This window comes from Polynucleobacter sp. HIN6 (assembly GCF_030297575.1).
Lineage (GTDB): Bacteria > Pseudomonadota > Gammaproteobacteria > Burkholderiales > Burkholderiaceae > Polynucleobacter.
Genome location: NZ_AP028137.1, coordinates 1,762,433 through 1,782,489 on the forward strand (window position 1 = coordinate 1,762,433; position 20,057 = coordinate 1,782,489).

At 47.0% G+C, this 20,057-nt stretch carries 17 protein-coding genes, 1 pseudogene and 1 riboswitch; of the genes and pseudogenes, 5 read left to right on the forward strand and 13 right to left on the reverse strand.

Annotated elements, in window-relative coordinates:
* Nucleotides 1-2: 2 nt before the first annotated feature.
* The 6 genes from QUE66_RS08795 to QUE66_RS08820 are packed head-to-tail and all read right to left on the reverse strand — an operon-like array spanning nt 3 to nt 7,042.
* Nucleotides 3-1,565, reverse strand: coding sequence for an efflux transporter outer membrane subunit (locus QUE66_RS08795; RefSeq protein WP_286223654.1), 1,563 nt, complete (start codon nt 1,563-1,565; stop codon nt 3-5).
* A 39-nt stretch (nt 1,566-1,604) separates the two neighbouring features.
* Nucleotides 1,605-3,437, reverse strand: a complete 1,833-nt coding sequence (gene glmS, locus QUE66_RS08800; protein WP_286223655.1) for a glutamine--fructose-6-phosphate transaminase (isomerizing) — start codon at nt 3,435-3,437, stop codon at nt 1,605-1,607.
* 9 nt (nt 3,438-3,446) lie between these two features.
* A complete protein-coding gene (glmU, locus tag QUE66_RS08805) occupies nt 3,447-4,862 on the reverse strand; it encodes a bifunctional UDP-N-acetylglucosamine diphosphorylase/glucosamine-1-phosphate N-acetyltransferase GlmU (protein ID WP_286223656.1) in 1,416 nt (471 codons plus the stop codon).
* Nucleotides 4,863-4,913: 51 nt separating this feature from the next.
* Nucleotides 4,914-5,825 carry a tRNA 2-thiocytidine(32) synthetase TtcA gene (gene ttcA, locus QUE66_RS08810; RefSeq protein WP_286223657.1) on the reverse strand — a complete coding sequence of 304 codons (912 nt, stop codon included), beginning with the start codon at nt 5,823-5,825 and terminating at the stop codon, nt 4,914-4,916.
* 12 nt (nt 5,826-5,837) lie between these two features.
* The gene (locus tag QUE66_RS08815; protein WP_286223658.1) at nt 5,838-6,239 is read right to left on the reverse strand and encodes a dihydroneopterin aldolase; all 402 of its coding nucleotides are present in this window, start codon (nt 6,237-6,239) and stop codon (nt 5,838-5,840) included.
* Between the two features lie 8 nt (nt 6,240-6,247).
* A complete protein-coding gene (locus QUE66_RS08820; RefSeq protein ID WP_286223659.1) occupies nt 6,248-7,042 on the reverse strand; it encodes an SDR family oxidoreductase in 795 nt (264 codons plus the stop codon).
* A 35-nt stretch (nt 7,043-7,077) separates the two neighbouring features.
* Between QUE66_RS08820 and QUE66_RS08825 the strand changes: the two genes are divergently transcribed.
* Nucleotides 7,078-8,256 carry a class I SAM-dependent methyltransferase gene (locus QUE66_RS08825; protein ID WP_286223660.1) on the forward strand — a complete coding sequence of 393 codons (1,179 nt, stop codon included), beginning with the start codon at nt 7,078-7,080 and terminating at the stop codon, nt 8,254-8,256.
* Between the two features lie 488 nt (nt 8,257-8,744).
* Here the strand turns inward: QUE66_RS08825 and QUE66_RS09290 are convergent.
* The 3 genes and pseudogenes from QUE66_RS09290 to QUE66_RS08840 form a co-directional block, all read right to left on the reverse strand.
* Nucleotides 8,745-9,380, reverse strand: a pseudogene (locus QUE66_RS09290) (hypothetical protein); the annotation flags it as partial.
* Nucleotides 9,377-10,288, reverse strand: coding sequence for a complex I NDUFA9 subunit family protein (locus QUE66_RS08835; RefSeq protein ID WP_286223662.1), 912 nt, complete (start codon nt 10,286-10,288; stop codon nt 9,377-9,379). The gene QUE66_RS08835 and the pseudogene QUE66_RS09290, both read right to left, overlap by 4 nt.
* A complete protein-coding gene (locus QUE66_RS08840) occupies nt 10,285-12,246 on the reverse strand; it encodes a lytic transglycosylase domain-containing protein (protein WP_286223663.1) in 1,962 nt (653 codons plus the stop codon). The genes QUE66_RS08835 and QUE66_RS08840 overlap by 4 nt, the downstream gene beginning before the upstream one ends.
* 29 nt (nt 12,247-12,275) lie before the next feature.
* Here QUE66_RS08840 and QUE66_RS08845 point away from each other — a divergent pair, with 29 nt between their 5' ends.
* Nucleotides 12,276-12,893 (forward strand): 5-formyltetrahydrofolate cyclo-ligase, encoded by a 618-nt coding sequence (locus tag QUE66_RS08845; RefSeq protein ID WP_286223664.1) that lies wholly within the window; start codon nt 12,276-12,278, stop codon nt 12,891-12,893.
* Here QUE66_RS08845 and metF read toward each other — a convergent pair.
* The 3 genes from metF to metK form a co-directional block, all read right to left on the reverse strand.
* Complete coding sequence (metF, locus tag QUE66_RS08850; RefSeq protein WP_286223665.1) at nt 12,883-13,725, reverse strand: methylenetetrahydrofolate reductase [NAD(P)H]; 843 nt, start codon at nt 13,723-13,725, stop codon at nt 12,883-12,885. The genes QUE66_RS08845 and metF overlap by 11 nt on opposite strands.
* Before the next feature lie 18 nt (nt 13,726-13,743).
* On the reverse strand, nt 13,744-15,183 hold the full coding sequence (gene ahcY / locus QUE66_RS08855) for an adenosylhomocysteinase (RefSeq protein WP_286223666.1): 1,440 nt from the start codon (nt 15,181-15,183) through the stop codon (nt 13,744-13,746).
* 62 nt (nt 15,184-15,245) lie between these two features.
* A riboswitch (S-adenosyl-L-homocysteine riboswitch) is annotated at nt 15,246-15,337 on the reverse strand.
* Between the two features lie 27 nt (nt 15,338-15,364).
* The gene (metK, locus tag QUE66_RS08860; protein ID WP_286223667.1) at nt 15,365-16,531 is read right to left on the reverse strand and encodes a methionine adenosyltransferase; all 1,167 of its coding nucleotides are present in this window, start codon (nt 16,529-16,531) and stop codon (nt 15,365-15,367) included.
* Between the two features lie 178 nt (nt 16,532-16,709).
* Here metK and QUE66_RS08865 point away from each other — a divergent pair, with 178 nt between their 5' ends.
* From QUE66_RS08865 to dapF, 3 genes are read left to right on the forward strand one after another with little or no spacing between them, the layout of a single operon-like run.
* On the forward strand, nt 16,710-17,570 hold the full coding sequence (locus QUE66_RS08865) for a lysophospholipid acyltransferase family protein (RefSeq protein ID WP_286223668.1): 861 nt from the start codon (nt 16,710-16,712) through the stop codon (nt 17,568-17,570).
* Nucleotides 17,571-17,577: 7 nt separating this feature from the next.
* Nucleotides 17,578-18,477, forward strand: a complete 900-nt coding sequence (locus QUE66_RS08870) for an LpxL/LpxP family acyltransferase (RefSeq protein ID WP_286223669.1) — start codon at nt 17,578-17,580, stop codon at nt 18,475-18,477.
* A 22-nt stretch (nt 18,478-18,499) separates the two neighbouring features.
* Nucleotides 18,500-19,387, forward strand: coding sequence for a diaminopimelate epimerase (gene dapF / locus QUE66_RS08875; RefSeq protein WP_286223670.1), 888 nt, complete (start codon nt 18,500-18,502; stop codon nt 19,385-19,387).
* Here dapF and pyrE read toward each other — a convergent pair.
* A complete protein-coding gene (gene pyrE, locus QUE66_RS08880) occupies nt 19,384-20,055 on the reverse strand; it encodes an orotate phosphoribosyltransferase (RefSeq protein WP_286223671.1) in 672 nt (223 codons plus the stop codon). The two genes, dapF and pyrE, sit on opposite strands and share 4 nt — an antisense overlap.
* Nucleotides 20,056-20,057 lie beyond the last annotated feature (2 nt).

Genomic DNA, 20,057 nt, shown 5'->3' on the forward strand with positions numbered 1-20,057 from the left:
TCTTAATGACTTTGTTTAGGCGGATTAACTTGCTCACTGGCTTGGGCCTGAAAAGCGGGGCCACTGCGATTCCACCAGCCACCACCCAGTGCAGCAAATAATGCGGCAGTATTCGCAAACCGACTTGCTTGCACATCAATCAAGCGGAATTTAGTTTGCTGATACTGTCGCTGAGCAATTAATACTGCGAGATAACTACCAGTACCGAGTTTATATTGTTCCTCTAATAAATTGAGGTACTCCAAGGCATTGCGCTCTGCCTCTGAAGCAGCCCGCAGTGCAAGAGCGTCACTCTCAAGGGCTTGCAGCGCATTTGCTACTTCTTGAAATGCATTCAATACCGTTGCTTGATACTGAAATACTGCAGCCTCATAGGTTGCAATAGCGCCACGCCGTTGAGCTAGCAATGCACCCCCTTGAAATAAAGGCTGAAATACCCCGCCAGCCACAGACCAAATAGCAGCATTTGGTCCAAATAAGGCGCCAGTCGTCAAAGCCTGCGAGCCCATCGCGCCACTTAAGGTGATTTGAGGCAAGAGGTTAGCAGTTGCAACACCTACTAACGCATTCGTTGACTTGATATATGCCTCGGCGGCACGAATATCAGGACGTTGGCGAACCAGATCCGATGGGATTGAAAGTGGGATGCGCTCCGGTAGGTTCAGTTTAGCTAGATCAAACTTAGCCAACTGTGCATTACCAGGAAAATCGCCCACATAAACTGCCAATTGATTTCGGGTGAACGAAAGATTCTTATCAATATTCAATAAATCAATTTGTGAGCTGGCTGCAAGCGAAACCTGTGAAGTTAGATCAACGCGCGATGCTGTTCCTATTTCTAACTGCTTACTAATTAGATCAGCCAGATTTTTCTGGGACTCGTAGATCTCTAAATTGGATTGATATTGAGCACGAAGTGCAGCCTCGCGAATTGCCGTCGTGACAATATTGGCTGTCAAACTTAGGTAAGCACCTTCTAATTGAAATCCGGTGATTTCTGCTTGAGCCTGGGCGCTCTGCACGGCACGTCGCGCCCCTCCAAATACATCCAAGTTGTAATTTACGGAAACCGAGGTATTGTAAAGATTGAATATGTTTGGATTGCCTGAGCTGAGCCCAAAGGTCGACGGCGTAATTTGTTGGCGCGTTGCTGATGCTCCCAAACCAATACTTGGAAACAATAAAGATCCAAAGGCTGCGTTCGCATTCTCTTGAGCAGCTCGCAAAGTTGCATCAGCTGAGGCTAGGGTTGGATTCCGCTTTAAAGCTTGCTTGATGAGTGCATCTAATTCAGGGGAACGATACAGAGACCACCACTCCGCTGGAATATCAGCAGCAGGATCTAAGGACTGTTTTGTTCCACCAATACTTGGTGCAGTTGCCAACTCTGAGGAAACGGGTTTTTCTGTATAAGAAGCAACTTTTGGAGCATCGGGTTTTTTAAAGTCTGGACCCACAGCGCAGGCCGTTAAGCCAAGGCAAACCAAAAGACTAAAGCCATGCTTGAGTGGATTTAGCGAAATGGAATGACAAAGAGAATATTGAAAATCGAAAAGGCTCTTCACACCTATTATTTGACCACAACGAGCTTAGTTTTGGATGAATTACTCGACCGTAACGCTTTTAGCTAAATTACGTGGTTTATCAACATCTGTACCAAGGGCTACTGCGGTGTGATAAGCCAAGAGCTGGAGCGGAATAACGTGTAATAGCGGGGATAAATTACCGTAATGCTCTGGTAAGCGAATCACCTGAATACCATCTTCACTTCTAATTTCGGTACCCTGGTCAGCGAAGACATAAAGGCGACCTCCGCGAGCTTTGACCTCTTGCATATTCGATTTCAGTTTTTCGAGCAACAAGTCATTAGGCGCTACGGTAACAACCGGCATCGCCTCAGTCACTAAAGCAAGCGGTCCGTGCTTGAGCTCACCAGCTGGATAAGCTTCCGCATGGATATAAGAAATCTCTTTTAACTTTAGGGCGCCCTCAAGTGCGATCGGGAAATGCAAGCCGCGCCCTAAGAAAAGCGCATTTTGACAATTCGCGAATGCCTGGCTCCAGGCAATGATTTGTGGCTCTAATGCCAATACAGCATGAATGGCTTGTGGCAAATGGCGCAAATCATCGAATACTTTCTTCTCGGCCAGAAGTGATAAATGCCCCGAGCGTTTGGCAATCGCATTAGCCAACAGGTAAAGAGCAACTAATTGAGTAGTGAAGGCCTTAGTAGATGCTACTCCAACTTCAGTACCGGCGTGTGTCAAAAAGTGCCATTTCGTTTCTCGCACCATCGCGCTCGACGCTACATTGCAAATTGATAAGCTTAGTGGGTGACCTAGCTCTTTGGCATGACGTAAGGCGGCTAAGGTGTCTGCTGTTTCTCCAGATTGGGAGACAACCACAATCAAGGTTCTTGGATTTGGAATCGATTGTCGATACCGGTATTCGCTAGCAATTTCAACCTGCGTCGGAATCTTTGCAATGTCTTCAAACCAATATTTAGCGACGCAGGCTGAGTAATAACTTGTTCCGCAGGCAAGGATCAATACCTGATCAAATTCCTGCCACTCTTGCGGATCCGCAGCAAATAAAGCCGGGCCAAGTTCAGCAATATTAGCAATCGTGTCGGAGACCGCACGGGCTTGCTCAAATATCTCCTTTTGCATGAAGTGCTGATAGGGCCCCAATTCAACTGCTTGCGCCTGAACGGGCATCGGTGTAATTTCACGCTTCATAGCCTGACCGGTTCGATCCCAAACCTCAAATCCATTAATAGTCATAGCAACCAGATCGCCCTCTTCTAAATAAGCCATGGTTTTGGCCTTACCGGCTAAAGCAAGCGCATCTGAAGATAAGTAGTGGCCATCATCACCGATTGCAATAATGAGCGGTGAGCCGGCACGAGCGCCCACTAAGAGATGGGGCTCGGCTTGAGCAATGACGGCAATCGCATAAGCACCTTTTAATTGTTCGATCGCTTGCGCAACTGCGTTCTTTAGATCTGGCTTAGCAAGCTTAATAAATTCCTGATGAACTAAATGGGCAATGACCTCGGTATCAGTTTCCGATTCAAACACATAGCCAGATGCTTTTAGCTGATCGCGCAATACTTCATAATTTTCAATGATGCCGTTATGCACAACCGCTATTTGACCATTCGAAATATGTGGGTGCGCATTATGCGTATCGGGTCTGCCGTGCGTCGCCCAACGCGTGTGCGCGATCCCAACCTGACCACAAAACTCCTGTGCTTGCTTTGCCAAATCAGCCACACGCGCAGTAGTTCTAGCTCGCTCGATCGGATGGCCCGGTTGCTGACTATCAATCACGGCGAATCCGCAGGAATCATACCCACGATACTCTAAGCGTCGCAATCCCTCGATTAGGGTATCGACTACATTTGTTTTGGCAACTGCCCCAACGATTCCACACATAAAAAGGATTTACTTTCGAGCAATCTTTTTTGTTTTTGGCGACGCACTTTTCAATTTCGTGGGACGTTGCCATTCAATCGAAATTTGCTTTGCCCGCGATACCGTTAATTTTCCTGCAGGTGCATCCTTGGTGAGTGTAGTGCCTGCGCCTAGCGTGGCGCCTTTGCCTACCTTTACAGGGGCAACCAACTGCGTATCCGAGCCAATAAATACATCGTCTTCAATCACTGTTTGGTGCTTATTAACTCCATCGTAATTGCAAGTAATCGTGCCTGCGCCAATGTTGACGCGTGATCCAACAATCGAATCACCCACATACGCTAAGTGATTGGCTTTGCTCTGTGATGCAATTTTGCTATTTTTAACTTCTACAAAATTGCCAATATGAACATCGCTTGCCAATTCAGCGCCCGGCCGAATCCGTGCATAGGGTCCTATTCGATTAGCAGGGCCAATCCTAGCGCCGTCAAGATGGCTAAATGCTTCGATCGTGGTGCCCTCTCCAATGTTCGTATCTTTTAAGACGCAATAGGGTCCGATGCGAACCTGATCAGCTAGGGTTACGATTCCTTCAAAAACACAACCGACATCAATCCATACATCCTTGCCACAGCGCAACTCACCGCGAACATCGATTCGATTAGGATCAAAAAGCGTGACACCATTCTCTAAAAGCGCTTGAGCGATCTGACGCTGCAACACGCGCTCTAACTCCGCTAATTGTATGCGGTCGTTTACCCCCAGAATCTCATAATCATCGATCGCTTGGGCAGATCGCACTGGCACACCCGCCTTAACCGCCATGGCGATGACATCCGTTAAGTAATATTCACCTTGCGCATTTTTAGCTTTAATCCCTTTAAGCCACTTGCCCAATTGCTTAGTGGGCAAAACCATGATGCCGGTATTAATTTCTGAAATCGAGCGAATGGTCGAATTAGCATCCCTTTCCTCAACAATGGCTTGCACATTGCCATCAAGGTCGCGCACAATACGACCATAACCAAATGGATTTTGCATGCGGTGAGTTAGTAAACCAACTGCTCCATCGCTTAAGCGGGCAAGCTTATTTAAGGTTTCTTTAGAACATAGAGGTACATCGCCATACAACACGAGTGTGGGCAACGCAGGATTTAATTTTGGCAAAGCTTGCAATAGTGCATGGCCCGTTCCTTTTTGCTCTTTTTGCAAAACGGTCTTGACCTTATTAAAGCGCTGATCAAAATCAGCTAAATGGCCTAAGAATGTTTGAACCTGTTGTGCACCATGCCCAATCACAACAAGCGGCTGGGCCTTGGGCACAAGCGCTAATGCGGTTTCAAGCACATGCTGTAGTAACGGTTTTCCCGCTAGAGGCTGCAATACCTTTGGCAAAGCGGATTTCATACGCTTGCCTTGCCCAGCAGCCAAGATGACGATATTCATGGGATTAATTATAGGGCTTAGAAGCAAGCTAGTGATGCAGATGGACGTACTTTAGTCCTTATGGATCCAGGTTAGCGATGACCAAGCGGGCTCTGTTGCGACACACACATCAATACCCTCATCGATTGCACGATCACCCTCATACGATTTAACGAAATGGGTCAAATCCGAGTGAATGGATAGATTCTGAAAATCAAAAGCGTCTTGGTCTAAAAGGTGAGATGGAACAATGTGATGTAAGGAACGAAACAGGTTTTCAATCCGACCAGGAAACTCCTTCTCCCACTCCCGTAGTAATTTTTTCATGGCAGCCCTTTGCAAATTGGGCTGACTGCCACATAAATCACAAGGAATAATTGGAAACTGCATCGATTGTGCATAGCGCTCGATTAATTTTTCAGGAACATACGCTAAAGGCCGAATGACCAAATGACGTCCATCATCAGAGCGCAATTTAGGCGGCATTGCTTTTAACTTGCCTCCATAAAACATATTGAGTAGTAATGTTTCTAAGATGTCATCGCGGTGGTGACCTAATGCGATCTTAGTTGCCCCCAGCTCATCGGCAACTCGATACAAAATCCCACGACGTAAACGAGAACATAATCCGCAGGTTGTTTTCCCCTCAGGAATCACCCGCTTCACAATGCTATAGGTATCTTGCTCTTCAATATGAAAAGGGATATTGAGTTCGCGTAAATAATTAGGTAGCGTGTCACTGGGAAAGTTAGGTTGTTTTTGATCTAAGTTCACAGCAACCAGATCAAATGAAATCGGCGCCCGCTCACGTAACTTCAATAAAATATCAAGTAAGGTATAGCTATCCTTACCGCCAGACAGACACACCATCACCTTATCACCATCGGCAATCATGCCAAAATCACCGATCGCTTGGCCAACCAGGCGACATAGTTTTTTATCTAGCTTATTCTCTTCAAATGCTTGCTTACGAGGGTCTACCATCGGCGGCTCCCATTAGTCAGATGCTTGCTTCATCTTAAAGACTTCAACACCAACCGCTTCACAATCCGGATAGACATCGGGCTTTGCAGTACTAACTCGTACCGCCATCACATTTGGATGCTCAAGAATTGCTGCCACGATCTCATCGCAGAGGGTTTCTTGTAAATGAATATGGCCGCGTTTAACACGCTCTACGATGGTCTTTCGAATGAAATCATAATCAAGTACCTCTTCTAAAAGATCTTGCTTCGGGGTATTTAGTTCCAGGGGAACATAAATCTCGACATTGAAGATCACCCTCTGCTCAGCGCGCTTCTCAAAATCATGAACGCCAATATTGATATAAACCTCGTAGTCTTTCAAAAAGAGACGTCGACAATGAATCAGGCTTGGATGAGATAGTAATGAGTGCATAAAAGCTGTTATTTAATTTTGAACATCACATCCCGATCGGATGCAAGTAAATGTTGTCCGCCATCAACATACAGCGTAGTCCCCGTAATCGACTTAGCATTGGCTAAGAAAAATGCGGCGCTCGCAATGTCGTGTGCGGTAGATGATTGCCCCAGCGGAGTAACTTGGTGGGCTTTCTCAAACTCGGATTGATTTTGATCACCCGATGGCAAGGTAATCCCTGGGGCCAAACCAACAGAGCGCATATATGGGGCGAAATCGCGAGCCATCATTTCGGTAGCGGTTAATAAGGCACTTTTAGAAAGCGTATACGAAAAATAATCCGGATTTAAATTGATTAACTTTTGATCTAATAATTGAATGGTTGCGGGAACAAAGTCTTTGCTGATTGGCTGAGTCTTAAGATGATGAAACATTGCTTGAGCCATCAGAATTGGGGCTGCAAGATTAATTTGTGCATGGCGCTCAATTAAGTCCGCAGTCACCAAATGATCGTCCTGGCTGGGTCGATCGTATTCGAAAATTGCAGCACTATTAATTAGACAATCAATTCTTGAAAATTGATTGATGCTTTTTTCGATCAAAGATTCGACTTCTGCTTGATGCGACAAATTTGCCTGCAGCGCAATCGCCTTCACTCCCAATCCATGAATCTCAGCAACCACGGCTTTTGCCTCTTGGGTAGATTGGCCATAATGAACAATGACATTCCAGCCTTCGCGAGCAAAATACAGGGCGATTTCTCGACCAAGGCGCTTGGCTGCGCCGGTGACCAAAACTGTCCGATCTGCCATTGTTTTCATGTGCTGTAGAAAAAACTCACTTAGACTAGCGAGCTATGGATATTAACCTGACACGGGCGCAAGCGGAACATTTAGAGGCCATCCTAACCAAAATTTCGCAAGAAATTCAGGAAAAGGGTGGTTGGATCCCCTTTTCACGCTACATGGAGCTCGCCCTGTATCAGCCTAGCCTGGGTTACTACACCAGCGCCCTAGAAAAATTTGGACGCTCTGGTGATTTCATAACCGCTCCAGAAATCAGCCCATTTTTTGGCCAAACCATTGTTAATACGATTCTGCCCGTACTAGAAGGATTAAGAAAGCAGGGGCAACAGACCCGCATCATTGAAATCGGCGCGGGGACAGGGCAGCTTGCCAAGACGATCCTATTGGATCTGCACCGACGCGGCTTTAAGCTCGATGAATATCACATCATTGATGTGTCACCGAATTTAACTGAACGTCAACAAAAATTACTGCTAGACATATGTCGCAGTCATGGGATTGAAACGCATTGTCAGTGGCATTCAGAGGTATTGCCTTCTTTTCATGGCGTCGTTCTGGCCAATGAAGTACTCGATGCAATTCCCTGTGAACGTATTGTGTATCAAGACCATGCTTGGCACTATGCTGGGGTTGGGCTTGGAACAGAGCCTGATCAATTTCTTATATCTGTACCCGGAGAAAAACTAGAGGTCCAACCATTGATCAACTGCGCGAGCAATGGGTATATGACTGAAATCCACCCTCAGGCCGAGGCTTGGTTTGCAAAAGTGATTGATCGGCTCGATGAGGGTTTATTGCTGATAATTGACTATGGCTTTCACGATCGCGAGTATTACCACCCCCAACGAAATACCGGCACACTCATGGCGCACTTCCATCATCAAGCACTAAGCAATGTGCTAGCCTTACCCGGTATCTCGGATATCACCTGCCACATCAATTTCTCGAAGCTTTTGCATTCAATAGAGAACAAAGAAAACTCACAGTCATTTTTTTCTAGCCAAGCATCGTACTTGTTGGATGCTGGCATTACCGATTTAGTATTGCAGCAATCTGATCCAAGCGACCCTCAGCAGATGATCGCCATATCGAATGGAATACAGAAATTAATTTCAGAAGCTGAAATGGGAGAGCTCTTCAAAGTATTGGCTTTCGGTAAACACCTAAAAGCTCTTGATTTGGATCTCTATGCACTCCCCGGCTTTGGGGGCCGTAACCGAGTTTATTAAGACAGCGCTTCTTGAATGGTGAAGAGGCGCACCCTCTCAAGCTCCGTATGAATTGCTTTACCTAACTCATTGACATCTGAGCGTTGGCTTACAGACTTCGCAATTTGTCCGGCATCAATACCTATCAATTTGCTAACCAGCTTTTGCCAAACTGCTATATCAATCCCTAGCACCTCAAAAAGACTAAGTAGTTCCATGATACGGTGAGGCTTTCTCCATAAGTCAGCCCGATTAAAAAATGCCAGAATATCGTTTGGAATTAATTTGGAGTGCACTGACTCAAAATCCGCCGCAATCTGGCAATATTCGGCAATCTCATTTGGCACCTTCGACCCACGAGCCCACTCCTGGATTTCGGCTGGAGGAATGGTTCTTGATAAACAGGCGATACGCTGATTTAGCTCGGGGCGCGCCGCGACAACTAAATGCATTGAATGCCGAATGCTCTTTTGAGCAGCTTCCTGATGCCACTGTTTCTCAAAGCTAGCTGGCAACACATCCGATAGGGCATTGCACTGATTAAGTGTTTCGATAAAGCGGAGTGGATCTGTTTCTTCCATGGCACGCGCTAGCTCTTGCCAGATGCGCTCCTTTGATAAGGTTTCTAACTCACGCGTGCGAACCATTCGCCCCATGAAAACGAGTGTCTCGGGCGCGATATGAAAATCTGGAAAACGTGCTGCAAATCGGGCAACGCGTAATACCCTTAAAGGGTCCTCTAAAAAGGCATTTGAGACATGTCGCAATATGCCCGCCCTCAGATCAACCTGACCGCCATAGGGATCAACGATCTCTCCGACCGGCTCACCGACATCATTGACTGCTTCGGCCATGGCATTGATGGTCAAGTCGCGCCGTTGCAGATCCTCCTCTAGGGTCACGCTTGGATCTGCATGAAAAGTAAAGCCCTGGTGACCCGGCGCTGTCTTGCGCTCCGTCCTAGCTAGTGCGTATTCTGCATTGGTGATGGGATGCAAAAATACTGGGAAATGACTCCCCACCGGCCGAAATCCTTTTTGCATCATTTCATCGGCAGTTCCGCCAACCACCACGTAATCGACATCATGAACCGCTCTTCCAAGCAAACGGTCCCGTACTGCCCCGCCGACTTGATAAATCTTCAAGTCAGCAAACTCTCAATACGCTGTTTGGCAATCCTAAACTCATCAACCAAAGCGTCTTTTCCACCCGCAGGCAATATATTGGGGATACTCATGGAGGCAATATTGTCACGGGACATTAAAGTGGGGCCTGGGCCAAACTCAAATGCCAATGCCTGAAGGTATCCAACCCAATTTGGCAATGAAACAATGAGACGATCCTTACCCGCTTTGCGAGCCGCAAATTCAACCAATTGTTTCATCGTGAACACTTCAGGACCGACCAAATCATAGGTCTGATGAATGGTATTAGGGTGAGTTAATGCCATGACAAATGCACTGGCAACATCGTTTACGCTTACCGGCTGAAACTTGGCATGTGAATATGCCAATGGAATCACTGGGAATACCTTCGCTAGATTAGCAAATGTATTAATGAACTGATCATGCTCTCCAAAAATGACCGATGGTCTAAAAATGGTCCAATCTAAACCGCTGGCTAGCACCCGATTTTCACCGTCGCCCTTACTGCGTTGATACATGGAAGGGCCATTCGAGTCGGCACCCAAAGCGCTCATGTGCAAATAGCGTCTGAGCTTTTTGGCTTTCATGGCCTCAATGATCATCTGAGGTAAATCCACATGAGCTCTTTTAAAACCAGGGCCATATGGTTTTGCTACTTGATCTTGCAAGATACCAACTAGGTTGATAACCGCTCCGTGTGGCTTTACGTGTCCGCACAATCGTTCAATAACCCCAGGCTGATTTACATCTGCTTCAACTAAGGTCACACTAGGTAATAGCCGTAGGTCTCGCATAGCGCTATAACGCCGCGATGGAATCAATACGGAGTAGCCTTTACTTTGCAGCTTCTGGCTAATTGCCTTGCCAACAAAGCCGCTCCCGCCAATTAATAAAATGTCATGTTTCATGGTAGTTCACTCAATACGGCAGTTTTAGGAGCAATCACTCCCAGGCGTTGTTTCATGGGAGTGGTTTGTCCATCCATTAAAAGTGAATAGTAGCTCGCATTGGCGAGTACATTCTTCACATAAGTACGTGTCTCATTAAAGGGAATCGATTCCACAAAAATTGCTCCTTCAGTGGATTGGTTTAATCTCTCTCGCCACGATTTTGGCCGTGATGGGCCGGCATTGTAGGCGGCAGACGCCAATACCCAAGAGTCATCAAGGTCTTTTAAAACCATATTTAAGTAATGGCTTCCCAAGGTCAAATTTGTTTGCGTTTCTTTGAGACGTTCATTGGTATAGGAATTCATACCGATTTTCTTAGCAACATACTTGGCGGTATTGGGCATCACCTGCATCAAACCCGAAGCGCCCACTGATGATGAGGCGTTGGTAATGAACCGAGACTCTTGACGGATCAAACCATAAGCCCAGGCTAAGTTCAAGTCGATGTTTTTAGCAATTGGACTGAGTTGATCTTTAAAGGGCATTGGATAACGCAGGGCAAAATCATGCTCGCCTTTGGTACGATCGGCCGTATTGACCGTACGATCATATAAATGGATGCGTTTGGCATATTCTGCAGCGGCTAATAACTGGCGATCGCTCATGCCACGTAACTCCCAGTTCCATTCACGATTTCCTTCAAAGCGAAGATTCATGGCGTAAAAACGCTCAGCCCGAGTAAACCCAGGGCGCTTACCCATCTCCTTAATTTCCCCGTCGCTAACTTTCACTTTGGGCGGAATCACAATAGGCTTACCCAACTCCTCGCGGGCTAACTGTCCATAAAAATTAAATTGGTCTTCCAGCAACTGAAACTGCACATTGGCTTTCTCGGGATCGCCCAACTCTTTTAATGATCTGCCGTACCAATAAGTCCAAGCTGGATCGCGTTCGCGAACGACCGTATTCATGGATTCAATCGACTCGCGCACCAGCTGCCAATCGTGAGCCCGTAAAGCCGTACGAACTTTCCATTCCTGAGTTTCTGCGGATAGTAAAGAATTAAAGCCTAATTGCTGTTGACGCCGATAGGCATCGTATGCGTTGCGATCTAAGCGCTTTGCTAAAAATTGCCCAATCACACCCCATGCCATCGCTTGATCTTCTTTGCTATAGCGCAAGCTAGTTTGCAAGAAGTCACGATACGTTTTAGTTGAGTCTGCTCTTGCGCTACGCACTATGCTAGCAATCGGATCCTCTCCGCCGATGCGTCGCCCTGCGGTTTCAAAATTCATTTCAGCAGCAGCGCGACCAAGCGCTCTTGCCTGAGAGTTGGATAGGCCATTTGCCTGGACTAATGCAGGCACCAACTCTTGGCAAGCAGACCCAAACTGGCGAGGATCAACCATGATTTTGAGTGTATCTTGACCAACACGCTTTGCGTCCTCTTGCTTTATCAGCCGTGAATGAAGCGCATAACACTTCACATTCGTATCGTCATCCAAAACAAACTTTGGATACTCTCGATCAAATTGGGTCCAATCTTTTCGCTTGCCAAGAACTAGTAGCCAATCGTTACGCATGCGATCACCAATCGCAGTCCCCTCATAGGTTTTTAGAAAAGCCCCAACCTCTTCGTCGACCGAGGAATCTGCCCGCGCCTCATTTCCCCTATCAAACATTTGGGGTTTGATTCGAAAATACCTCACATAATCCGTATCCGGATAGTTACTTAATTGCGCTGAGAGCTGTTGGGTTTTTGGTACATCATTACGCCGTGCAGCATCGCGTAGCTCAATAAATAATTTATCAGCTTCTGTGATCTCAAAAGGAGTTGGCTGACCTTGGGAAGATTTGTTGAGATTTGGCTTTTTAGCAAAGCCACTTTCCCAGCCTCCCAAGCAAAGTACTAGGATTGCAAAAAGAAGAAAATGCTTGATCGGAGGTTTTGGCATAAAAGCAAAATTTTGGGTCATTTTGTTATTTTCACCCGATAATAAGTGCTATGCATACCCCTATTCATCAAATTCGACAGGATCTTTTGAGGCGGCGCGCATCATTTGCTCAATCCCCCGAATTTGATCCTGCACATGCCCATTTTTTATCGTATTTCAGTCAATTTCTACTTCAAGAAGCAGGGGCATATCAATCCATTGCATTTTGCTGGCCTTATCGTGACGAACTTGATCTACGCGAGCCCCTGCGTGAATGGCGATCCTCAAACCCGAATCGATACCTCCTATTACCCAAAGTTAGACCCGATCGGCAATTAAGCTTTTATACCTGGTCGGACTCTGACCCCCTGATTCTCAATACCTATGGGATTGCGGAACCCGATCCGACTGCAAGCGGTGTGGAAAGTAAGACCCCCGACTGCATCCTGATTCCCTGTGTTGGGTGGCTCAATTATCAGAACCAATACTGGCGGCTTGGCTATGGAGGAGGTTATTTTGATCGTACCATTGCTTCTTTGAAGCAGGCGGGGCATCGATTCACAACGATTGGCATCGCATTTGACTGGCAGGCACTAGATCTTGATCGCTGGACCCCCGAGGTTCATGATCAGGCGCTTGATTTGGTGGTCACAAACTCTGGTATCTATCGAAGCTCGATTAAGTCTTAGATGCTTGGTCCAATTGTAGATTCTGAGCAATACGAATCACGGGCTCTGCTTGGTTTAGCGAGTAAAAATGTAGTCCAGGCACTCCAGCAACGATAAGTTGCTCGCACAATGCGCTCACCACATCCTCGCCAAAGGCTTTAATCGAAGCGCTGTCATCGCCGTATGCCAAAAGACGCAGACGAATCCAGCGCGGTATTTCTGCGCCGCATGCATCTGAAAAACGTAGCAATTGGGTACTACTGGTAATCGGCATAATGCCGGCAACCACAGGTACATCAACACCTAATTGATAAGCGTCATCTACAAACCGAAAATACGCATCGCTGTTAAAAAAGTATTGGGTAATTGCTGAGTTAGCGCCCGCCTTAATTTTTTGGGCAAAGTAGGCGACATCCTTGCTGGGCGACTGCGCCTGCGGATGGGTCTCGGGATAAGCGGCTACCTCAATATGAAACCAGTCACCGGTCTCTTGGCGAATAAATTCCACTAACTGATTGGCATGCTGCAGCTCACCGTATTGCCCCATACCAGAAGGTAAATCACCACGTAAGGCCACAATTCGTTTGATACCCAACACCTTGTATTGTGCAAGAAGTTTCCCAATTAATTCCTTAGAGCTACCCACACACGATAAATGAGGAGCTACCACCTCCCCCGCCCGATGAATTGCCTCAACGGTCTGCAAAGTTCCCGATTGAGTCGAACCACCCGCACCAAAAGTCACCGAATAAAAGGCGGGCTGCAGTGCCGCTGTGATTCGCTCTCGCGTTTGCAACAAGCGTGCCTCCCCCTCCGGGGTTTTGGGGGGGAAGAACTCGACGCTTAATTCCATAGCAAACCCTTTAGCTTTTTAATAACGATAAGTTTCGGGCTTAAATGGGCCTTCTTTCTTAACGCCAATGTAAGCCGCTTGTTGATCCGAAAGCTCCGTTAACTGTGCGTTCAACTTCTTCAATTGCAAACGAGCAACCTTTTCATCTAAATGCTTAGGCAAGGTATAGACCCCAACAGGATATTTATTCGTCCCTGCCGCACCCCAGAGCTCAATCTGCGCAATCACTTGATTAGCAAACGAAGAACTCATGACATATGAGGGGTGTCCAGTGCCGCAGCCCAAGTTTACTAAGCGGCCCTTGGCCAAAATAATGAGACGCTTTTCTGGAAGGCCATTGGCTGCTGGGAAGATCACGTGATCAACCTGTGGCTTAATTTCTTCCCATTGGTATTTTTCAATACTAGCAATATCAATTTCGTTATCAAAGTGACCGATATTGCACACAATCGCCTGGTCTTTCATCTTCTTCATGTGATCGTGTGTGATGACATGGTAATTGCCGGTCGCGGTCACAAAAATATCGGCTTTATCGGCAGCATACTCCATTGTGACTACGCGATATCCTTCCATCGCGGCCTGAAGCGCACAGATTGGATCAACCTCTGTAACCCATACTTGAGCTGAGAGAGCTCGCAATGCTTGAGCTGAGCCTTTACCCACATCACCATAGCCAGCGACAACAGCAATTTTGCCGGCAATCATCACGTCAGTTGCGCGCTTGATCGCATCGACTAAGGATTCGCGGCAGCCGTACAAATTATCAAATTTGCTCTTAGTAACTGAGTCATTGACGTTAATGGCTGGGAAATGCAATTCGCCTTTGGCGTGCATTTGATAAAGACGATGCACACCCGTTGTGGTTTCTTCGGTAACGCCGTTAATCTTCGCTAACCGGGTTGAGTACCATGTGGGGTCGATCGCCAATTTACTCTTAATCGCCGCAAAGAGAATACGTTCCTCTTCGCTCGTTGGATGGTTCAGAACGGCTTGGTCTTTTTCAGCCTTACTGCCTAGGTGTAGCAACAGGGTTGCGTCACCACCGTCATCCAAGATCATATTGCTGTATCCACCATCGGCCCACTCAAAGATCTTATGAGTGAAATCCCAATACTGCTCGAGGGTCTCACCTTTAATCGCAAATACTGGGGTGCCATTCGCAGCGATCGCGGCAGCAGCATGGTCTTGTGTTGAAAAAATATTGCATGATGCCCAGCGCACTTCGGCACCCAAGGCCTCAAGCGTTTCAATCAGAACCGCAGTTTGAATGGTCATGTGTAGCGATCCGGTGATGCGCGCGCCGCGCAATGGCTGCTTGGCGGCAAACTCTTCACGAATCGCCATCAAACCAGGCATCTCGGTTTCAGCAATTTTGATTTCTTTACGGCCAAAGTCGGCTAAGCCAATATCGGCAATTGCAAAATCGCCATTTAACTTTAAATCAGCAACGGTATTCATGAATAGCTCCAGCTAAAGAACGCCAGCGGAGCCAATAGTGACTCGCTAACCGCCAGCATTCGGGTTAGCGAGCGCAGTTGCAATGAAGTTACTAAGTAACTCCCCTTCAAGCCTGGGGGGCGACGATGCGTCCCTTGCAACGCTCCTTGAAGGAATTGCCTAAATTGTAATCAATTTTGGACTAGAGGCCTGCGGCAGCCTTCAAAGCAGCCGCCTTGTCCTTGCGCTCCCATGTGAATTCCGGCTCCTCGCGGCCAAAATGGCCATATGCAGCGGTCTTTTTATAAATAGGCCGCAAGAGATCAAGCATTTTCACAATACCCTTCGGACGCAGATCAAAATGCTCAGATACAAGTTTTGCAATCTGCTCATCCGCAATCTTGCCAGTACCAAAGGTGCTAACCATGACCGATGTAGGACGTGCCACACCAATCGCATACGAGATCTGAATGAGGCATTTACTTGCCAGACCTGCAGCGACCACATTCTTGGCTACATAGCGGCCAGCATAGGCAGCCGATCGATCCACCTTGGATGGATCTTTCCCAGAAAATGCACCGCCACCGTGAGGAGCTGCGCCACCGTAAGTATCCACAATAATTTTGCGTCCGGTGAGACCGCAATCGCCTTGGGGGCCGCCAATCACAAAACGACCGGTTGGGTTTACTAAATATTTAATATCGCCCTTGATTAAATGCTTGGGTAAAACGGGTTTGATAATTTCTTCAATCACTGCTTCACGTAATTTCTCCAAAGGAATATCCGCAGCATGCTGTGTCGATAGCACTACCGTATCAATCGAGTCAGGCTTTCCATTGACATAGCGCAAGGTCACTTGGGATTTTGCATCGGGGCGTAGCCAATTTAGACGCCCATCGCGACGCAATTGAGATTGGCGCTCGACTAGACGGTGCGACAAATAAATTGGAAGGGGCATTAACTCAGGGGTCTCATCGCAGGCATAACCAAACATTAATCCTTGATCGCCTGCACCTTGATCTAAGCCATCATCGTGCGCTTTATCAACACCTTGCGCAATGTCTGGACTTTGTTTGTCATAAGCCACCAAAACTGCGCAGCCTTTGTAATCGATGCCGTATTCAGTGTTGTCATAGCCAATCTCGCGCAGGGTATTGCGTGCGACTTGAATGTAATCAACATTAGCATTGGTGGTAATTTCACCAGCGAGAACTACTAAGCCAGTATTACAAAGTGTCTCAGCGGCAACACGTGCCTTTGGATCTTGTGCCAAGATCGCATCTAAAATTGAATCTGAGATTTGGTCTGCAACTTTATCGGGATGTCCCTCAGAAACCGATTCTGAGGTAAAGAAATAATCATTAGCCATTCTATTCTCCATTTAATTAAGCACTGACAACACCACGTGCCGGGGAATACAACGGCGACGCTTTAGCAGATTTTTTTAATTCGCCCCGCAAGTTGTCTTTAACTCGGCGAATAACTAAATTCTATCGCATCTATGGACTGGCCGCCAAATCGCATAGTGAATTGAATATCATTAGCAAATGTCACAGTGGGCTTTGAATTTCATTCTAAAAGGTATCGCCAGTCTCCCCTTGAGTTTGGCTCAGATTCTGGGTGGCTTGGGCGGAATGATGGCCTATGCCTTTTCCTCTCATTTTCGTGGCTTATTTCAAGAAAACTATCGCTATGCGATGCAACTTCATGGCAAGACAACTCATCCATGGAAAGCGGCTGCAGCCTCTGGCATGCTTTTTATCGATAGCCTTTGGATCTGGCATAACCCCCAAAAAGCACTTTCACGCGCTCATATTCAAGACTGGAGCCCAGTCGATCAAGCAGTTCAGGAGGGCAAGGGCTTGGTGATGCTCACACCCCATCTTGGCGGCTTTGAAATCATTCCCCGCATATTGGCAAATCATTTCCCGGCCACCATCTTGTATCGGCCGGCCCGTCAAGAATGGTTAAATCATCTGATCGAAGAGCAGCGCGCCTATCCCAATATGCACTTTGTACCCACCAATCTGCAAGGAGTGCGAAAAATGGTCAAAGCCCTTCAAGAGGGCGAGGCGATTGGCATTCTTCCAGATCAGGTGCCCAGTGGCGGCGATGGGGTGTGGGTAAAGTTTTTTAATCGCTATGCTTACACGACCCCACTGCCCGCTCGGTTAGCGAATCGCAATCAAACCCCTGTCATCTTGTTTTCAGCCATTCGCAAATCGCTTGGCCAAGGCTGGATCATTAAAACGCAACGCCTAAAGGCATTTTCAGAAGATCCCTATCAGGCGGCCACTCAAATGAACGAGGCGATTGAAGTAGTTATTCTTGAGGCTCCAGAGCAATTTATTTGGTCGTACAACCGTTATAAACACCCCGAGGGCGCCGAGCTTCCGCCCCAAGACTAATCACTCGATGAGCTGGCTACATACCCTCCTCAATTACATTGGCCTGAGCATTCTTAAGCTTTTTGCTTTCCTGCCCTACGCATGGACCGTTCAAATTGGGTACAGCCTCGGATCACTATTTGGGCGACTGCCTCACCAACGTAAATATGTTGTTCTTCGTAATTTAGAACTGTGTTTTCCAAATCTCGCCACCGATCAACTACAAACCTTAGCTAATGAGCACTGGCGCCTATTGGGTCGTGCAGTGATTGAGCGCAGCCGTGTTTGGCTTGGCAGTGCAGAACAAATTTTCTCGATGGTCGACATTGAGACCGAAATTCCTTTGGGAGATAACAAACCTCGGATTTTGGTGATCCCCCACTTTGTCGGCTTTGAATGTGGATTCATGGCGCTCTCCGCCCTTGGGGAAAAAAATGGCTGGCAGCGTGGTGCTGGCTTTTATCAAAATATGAAGAACCCATTTTTCAATCAAAAAATTATTGAATGGCGTAATCGCTTCGGTGCGAAGTCTATTAATCGACAAAATAGACTTTTTGACTTAATTCGAGAAATTCGTAAAGGTAATTTTGTCGTCATTGCCCCCGATATTGATCTTGGTCCTAAAGACTCGGTTTTTGTACCCTTTTTTGGCATACCAACCAATACAATCACTGCAATATCGCGTCTAGCAAAAGCATGTGATGCGGAAGTATGTTTGATGATCACAACACTGAATGCGGATAAGAGTAAATACATTTGCAAAATCCATAAAGCGCTACCCGATTTTCCAAGCGATGACCCGGTATCTGACACTGCTCGGTTAAATCAATACTTTGAAGAAGAAATTCGTAAACGGCCTGCTGAATACTATTGGGTTCATAAGCGCTTCAAATATCGCCCTCCAGGGGAGATAAGCTTGTATGATTAGTCACATACACTGAACGCATGTTATGAGTCGATTACGTTTTACCAAAATGCATGGCGCCGGCAATGACTTTATTGTGATTGACGCGACTCGCCAAGACATTCGATCGATAACCCCAAGCATTTGGCGCAAGCTAGCACATCGCCAACTTGGTATCGGGGCCGATCAAATCTTGCTCGTGGAGCAAAGTAACCTGCCGGATGTTGATTTTAAATACCGCATCTTGAATGCAGACGGCGGTGAAGTGGAGCAATGCGGCAATGGTTCGAGATGCTTTGTTCGCTTTGTTCATGAAGAAGGCCTCAGCACTAAAGACCAAATCCGGGTTGAGGTGCGCAATGGTCTTCTAACGCTTAAACGCTTAACGAACGGATATGTAGAAGTTGATATGGGCAGCCCCGTCTTTGCCCCTCACGATATTCCATTTGATCCCTCGGGCCTTACAAGCAAACAAGAATTACACGAAACTCTTTATGCGCTTCCACTTAGCCGCAATAGCGGTGCACATGCCGATTGGATTGCTGCTGTATCAATGGGTAACCCTCATGCCGTTCAAGTGGTCGAAGATATTGATAGCGCACCAGTATTAACGGATGGTGCTCTCATTGAGTCACACCCTGCTTTTCCAAATCGAGTCAACGCTGGCTTCATGCAGGTGATTGATCGCCATTCAATTCGATTACGAGTTTATGAACGTGGGGTAGGCGAGACCCTATCGTGCGGCACCGGAGCGTGTGCTGCAGCAGTATCGAGCATTCGACGCGGACTGCTAGATTCCCCCGTGAAGGTAAGCACCCGTGGCGGGGAGCTCGAAATTTTGTGGGATGGCTTTCAGAATCCCCATGCCCCTGTTTTGATGCGCGGACCCACTCAAACCGTGTATCAGGGCGAAATTGATTTAAATACGCTTTAAATTCCGTATCGAGCGCGGTAATTTTGAACTGCGGGTAGATGTGTTTGTAATTGCTGATCATTTGATTGCTGTAAATAACGCATTAAGCTATCCAAATTAGCGATTGCAATTACTGGTAAACCAAATTCTTGCCCGACACTTTGTACCGCAGAATATTGGCCAATGTTGACTGCGTCTCCTGATTTTTCCATGCGATCGAGCGCAATTAATACCGCGCAGGGCTTGGCACCGGCCCGTTCAATTAAATCAACCGACTCACGCACCGAGGTGCCCGCTGAAATCACATCATCAATAATGACAACCCGACCACAAACTGGAGCACCAATCAGGGTTCCGCCTTCACCGTGATCTTTGGCCTCTTTGCGGTTATAGGCAAACGGGGTATTACAACCGGCATGCGCTAGTGCGATTGCCGTACTCGCCGCCAAAGTAATGCCCTTGTATGCGGGCCCAAAGAGCATATCAAAATCAATTTTGGATTCCAGTAGTGCTTGGGCATAAAACTCACCTAGCCTTCCCAGATGTGCACCATCATTAAAGAGTCCGGCATTAAAAAAATAGGGGGACAGTCGCCCAGCCTTCGTTTTAAACTCGCCAAAGGACAATACTTTTGCCTCAAGCGCGAATTGAATAAAGTCCGATTGAATTTGTTCTGAATTTACACTCATAG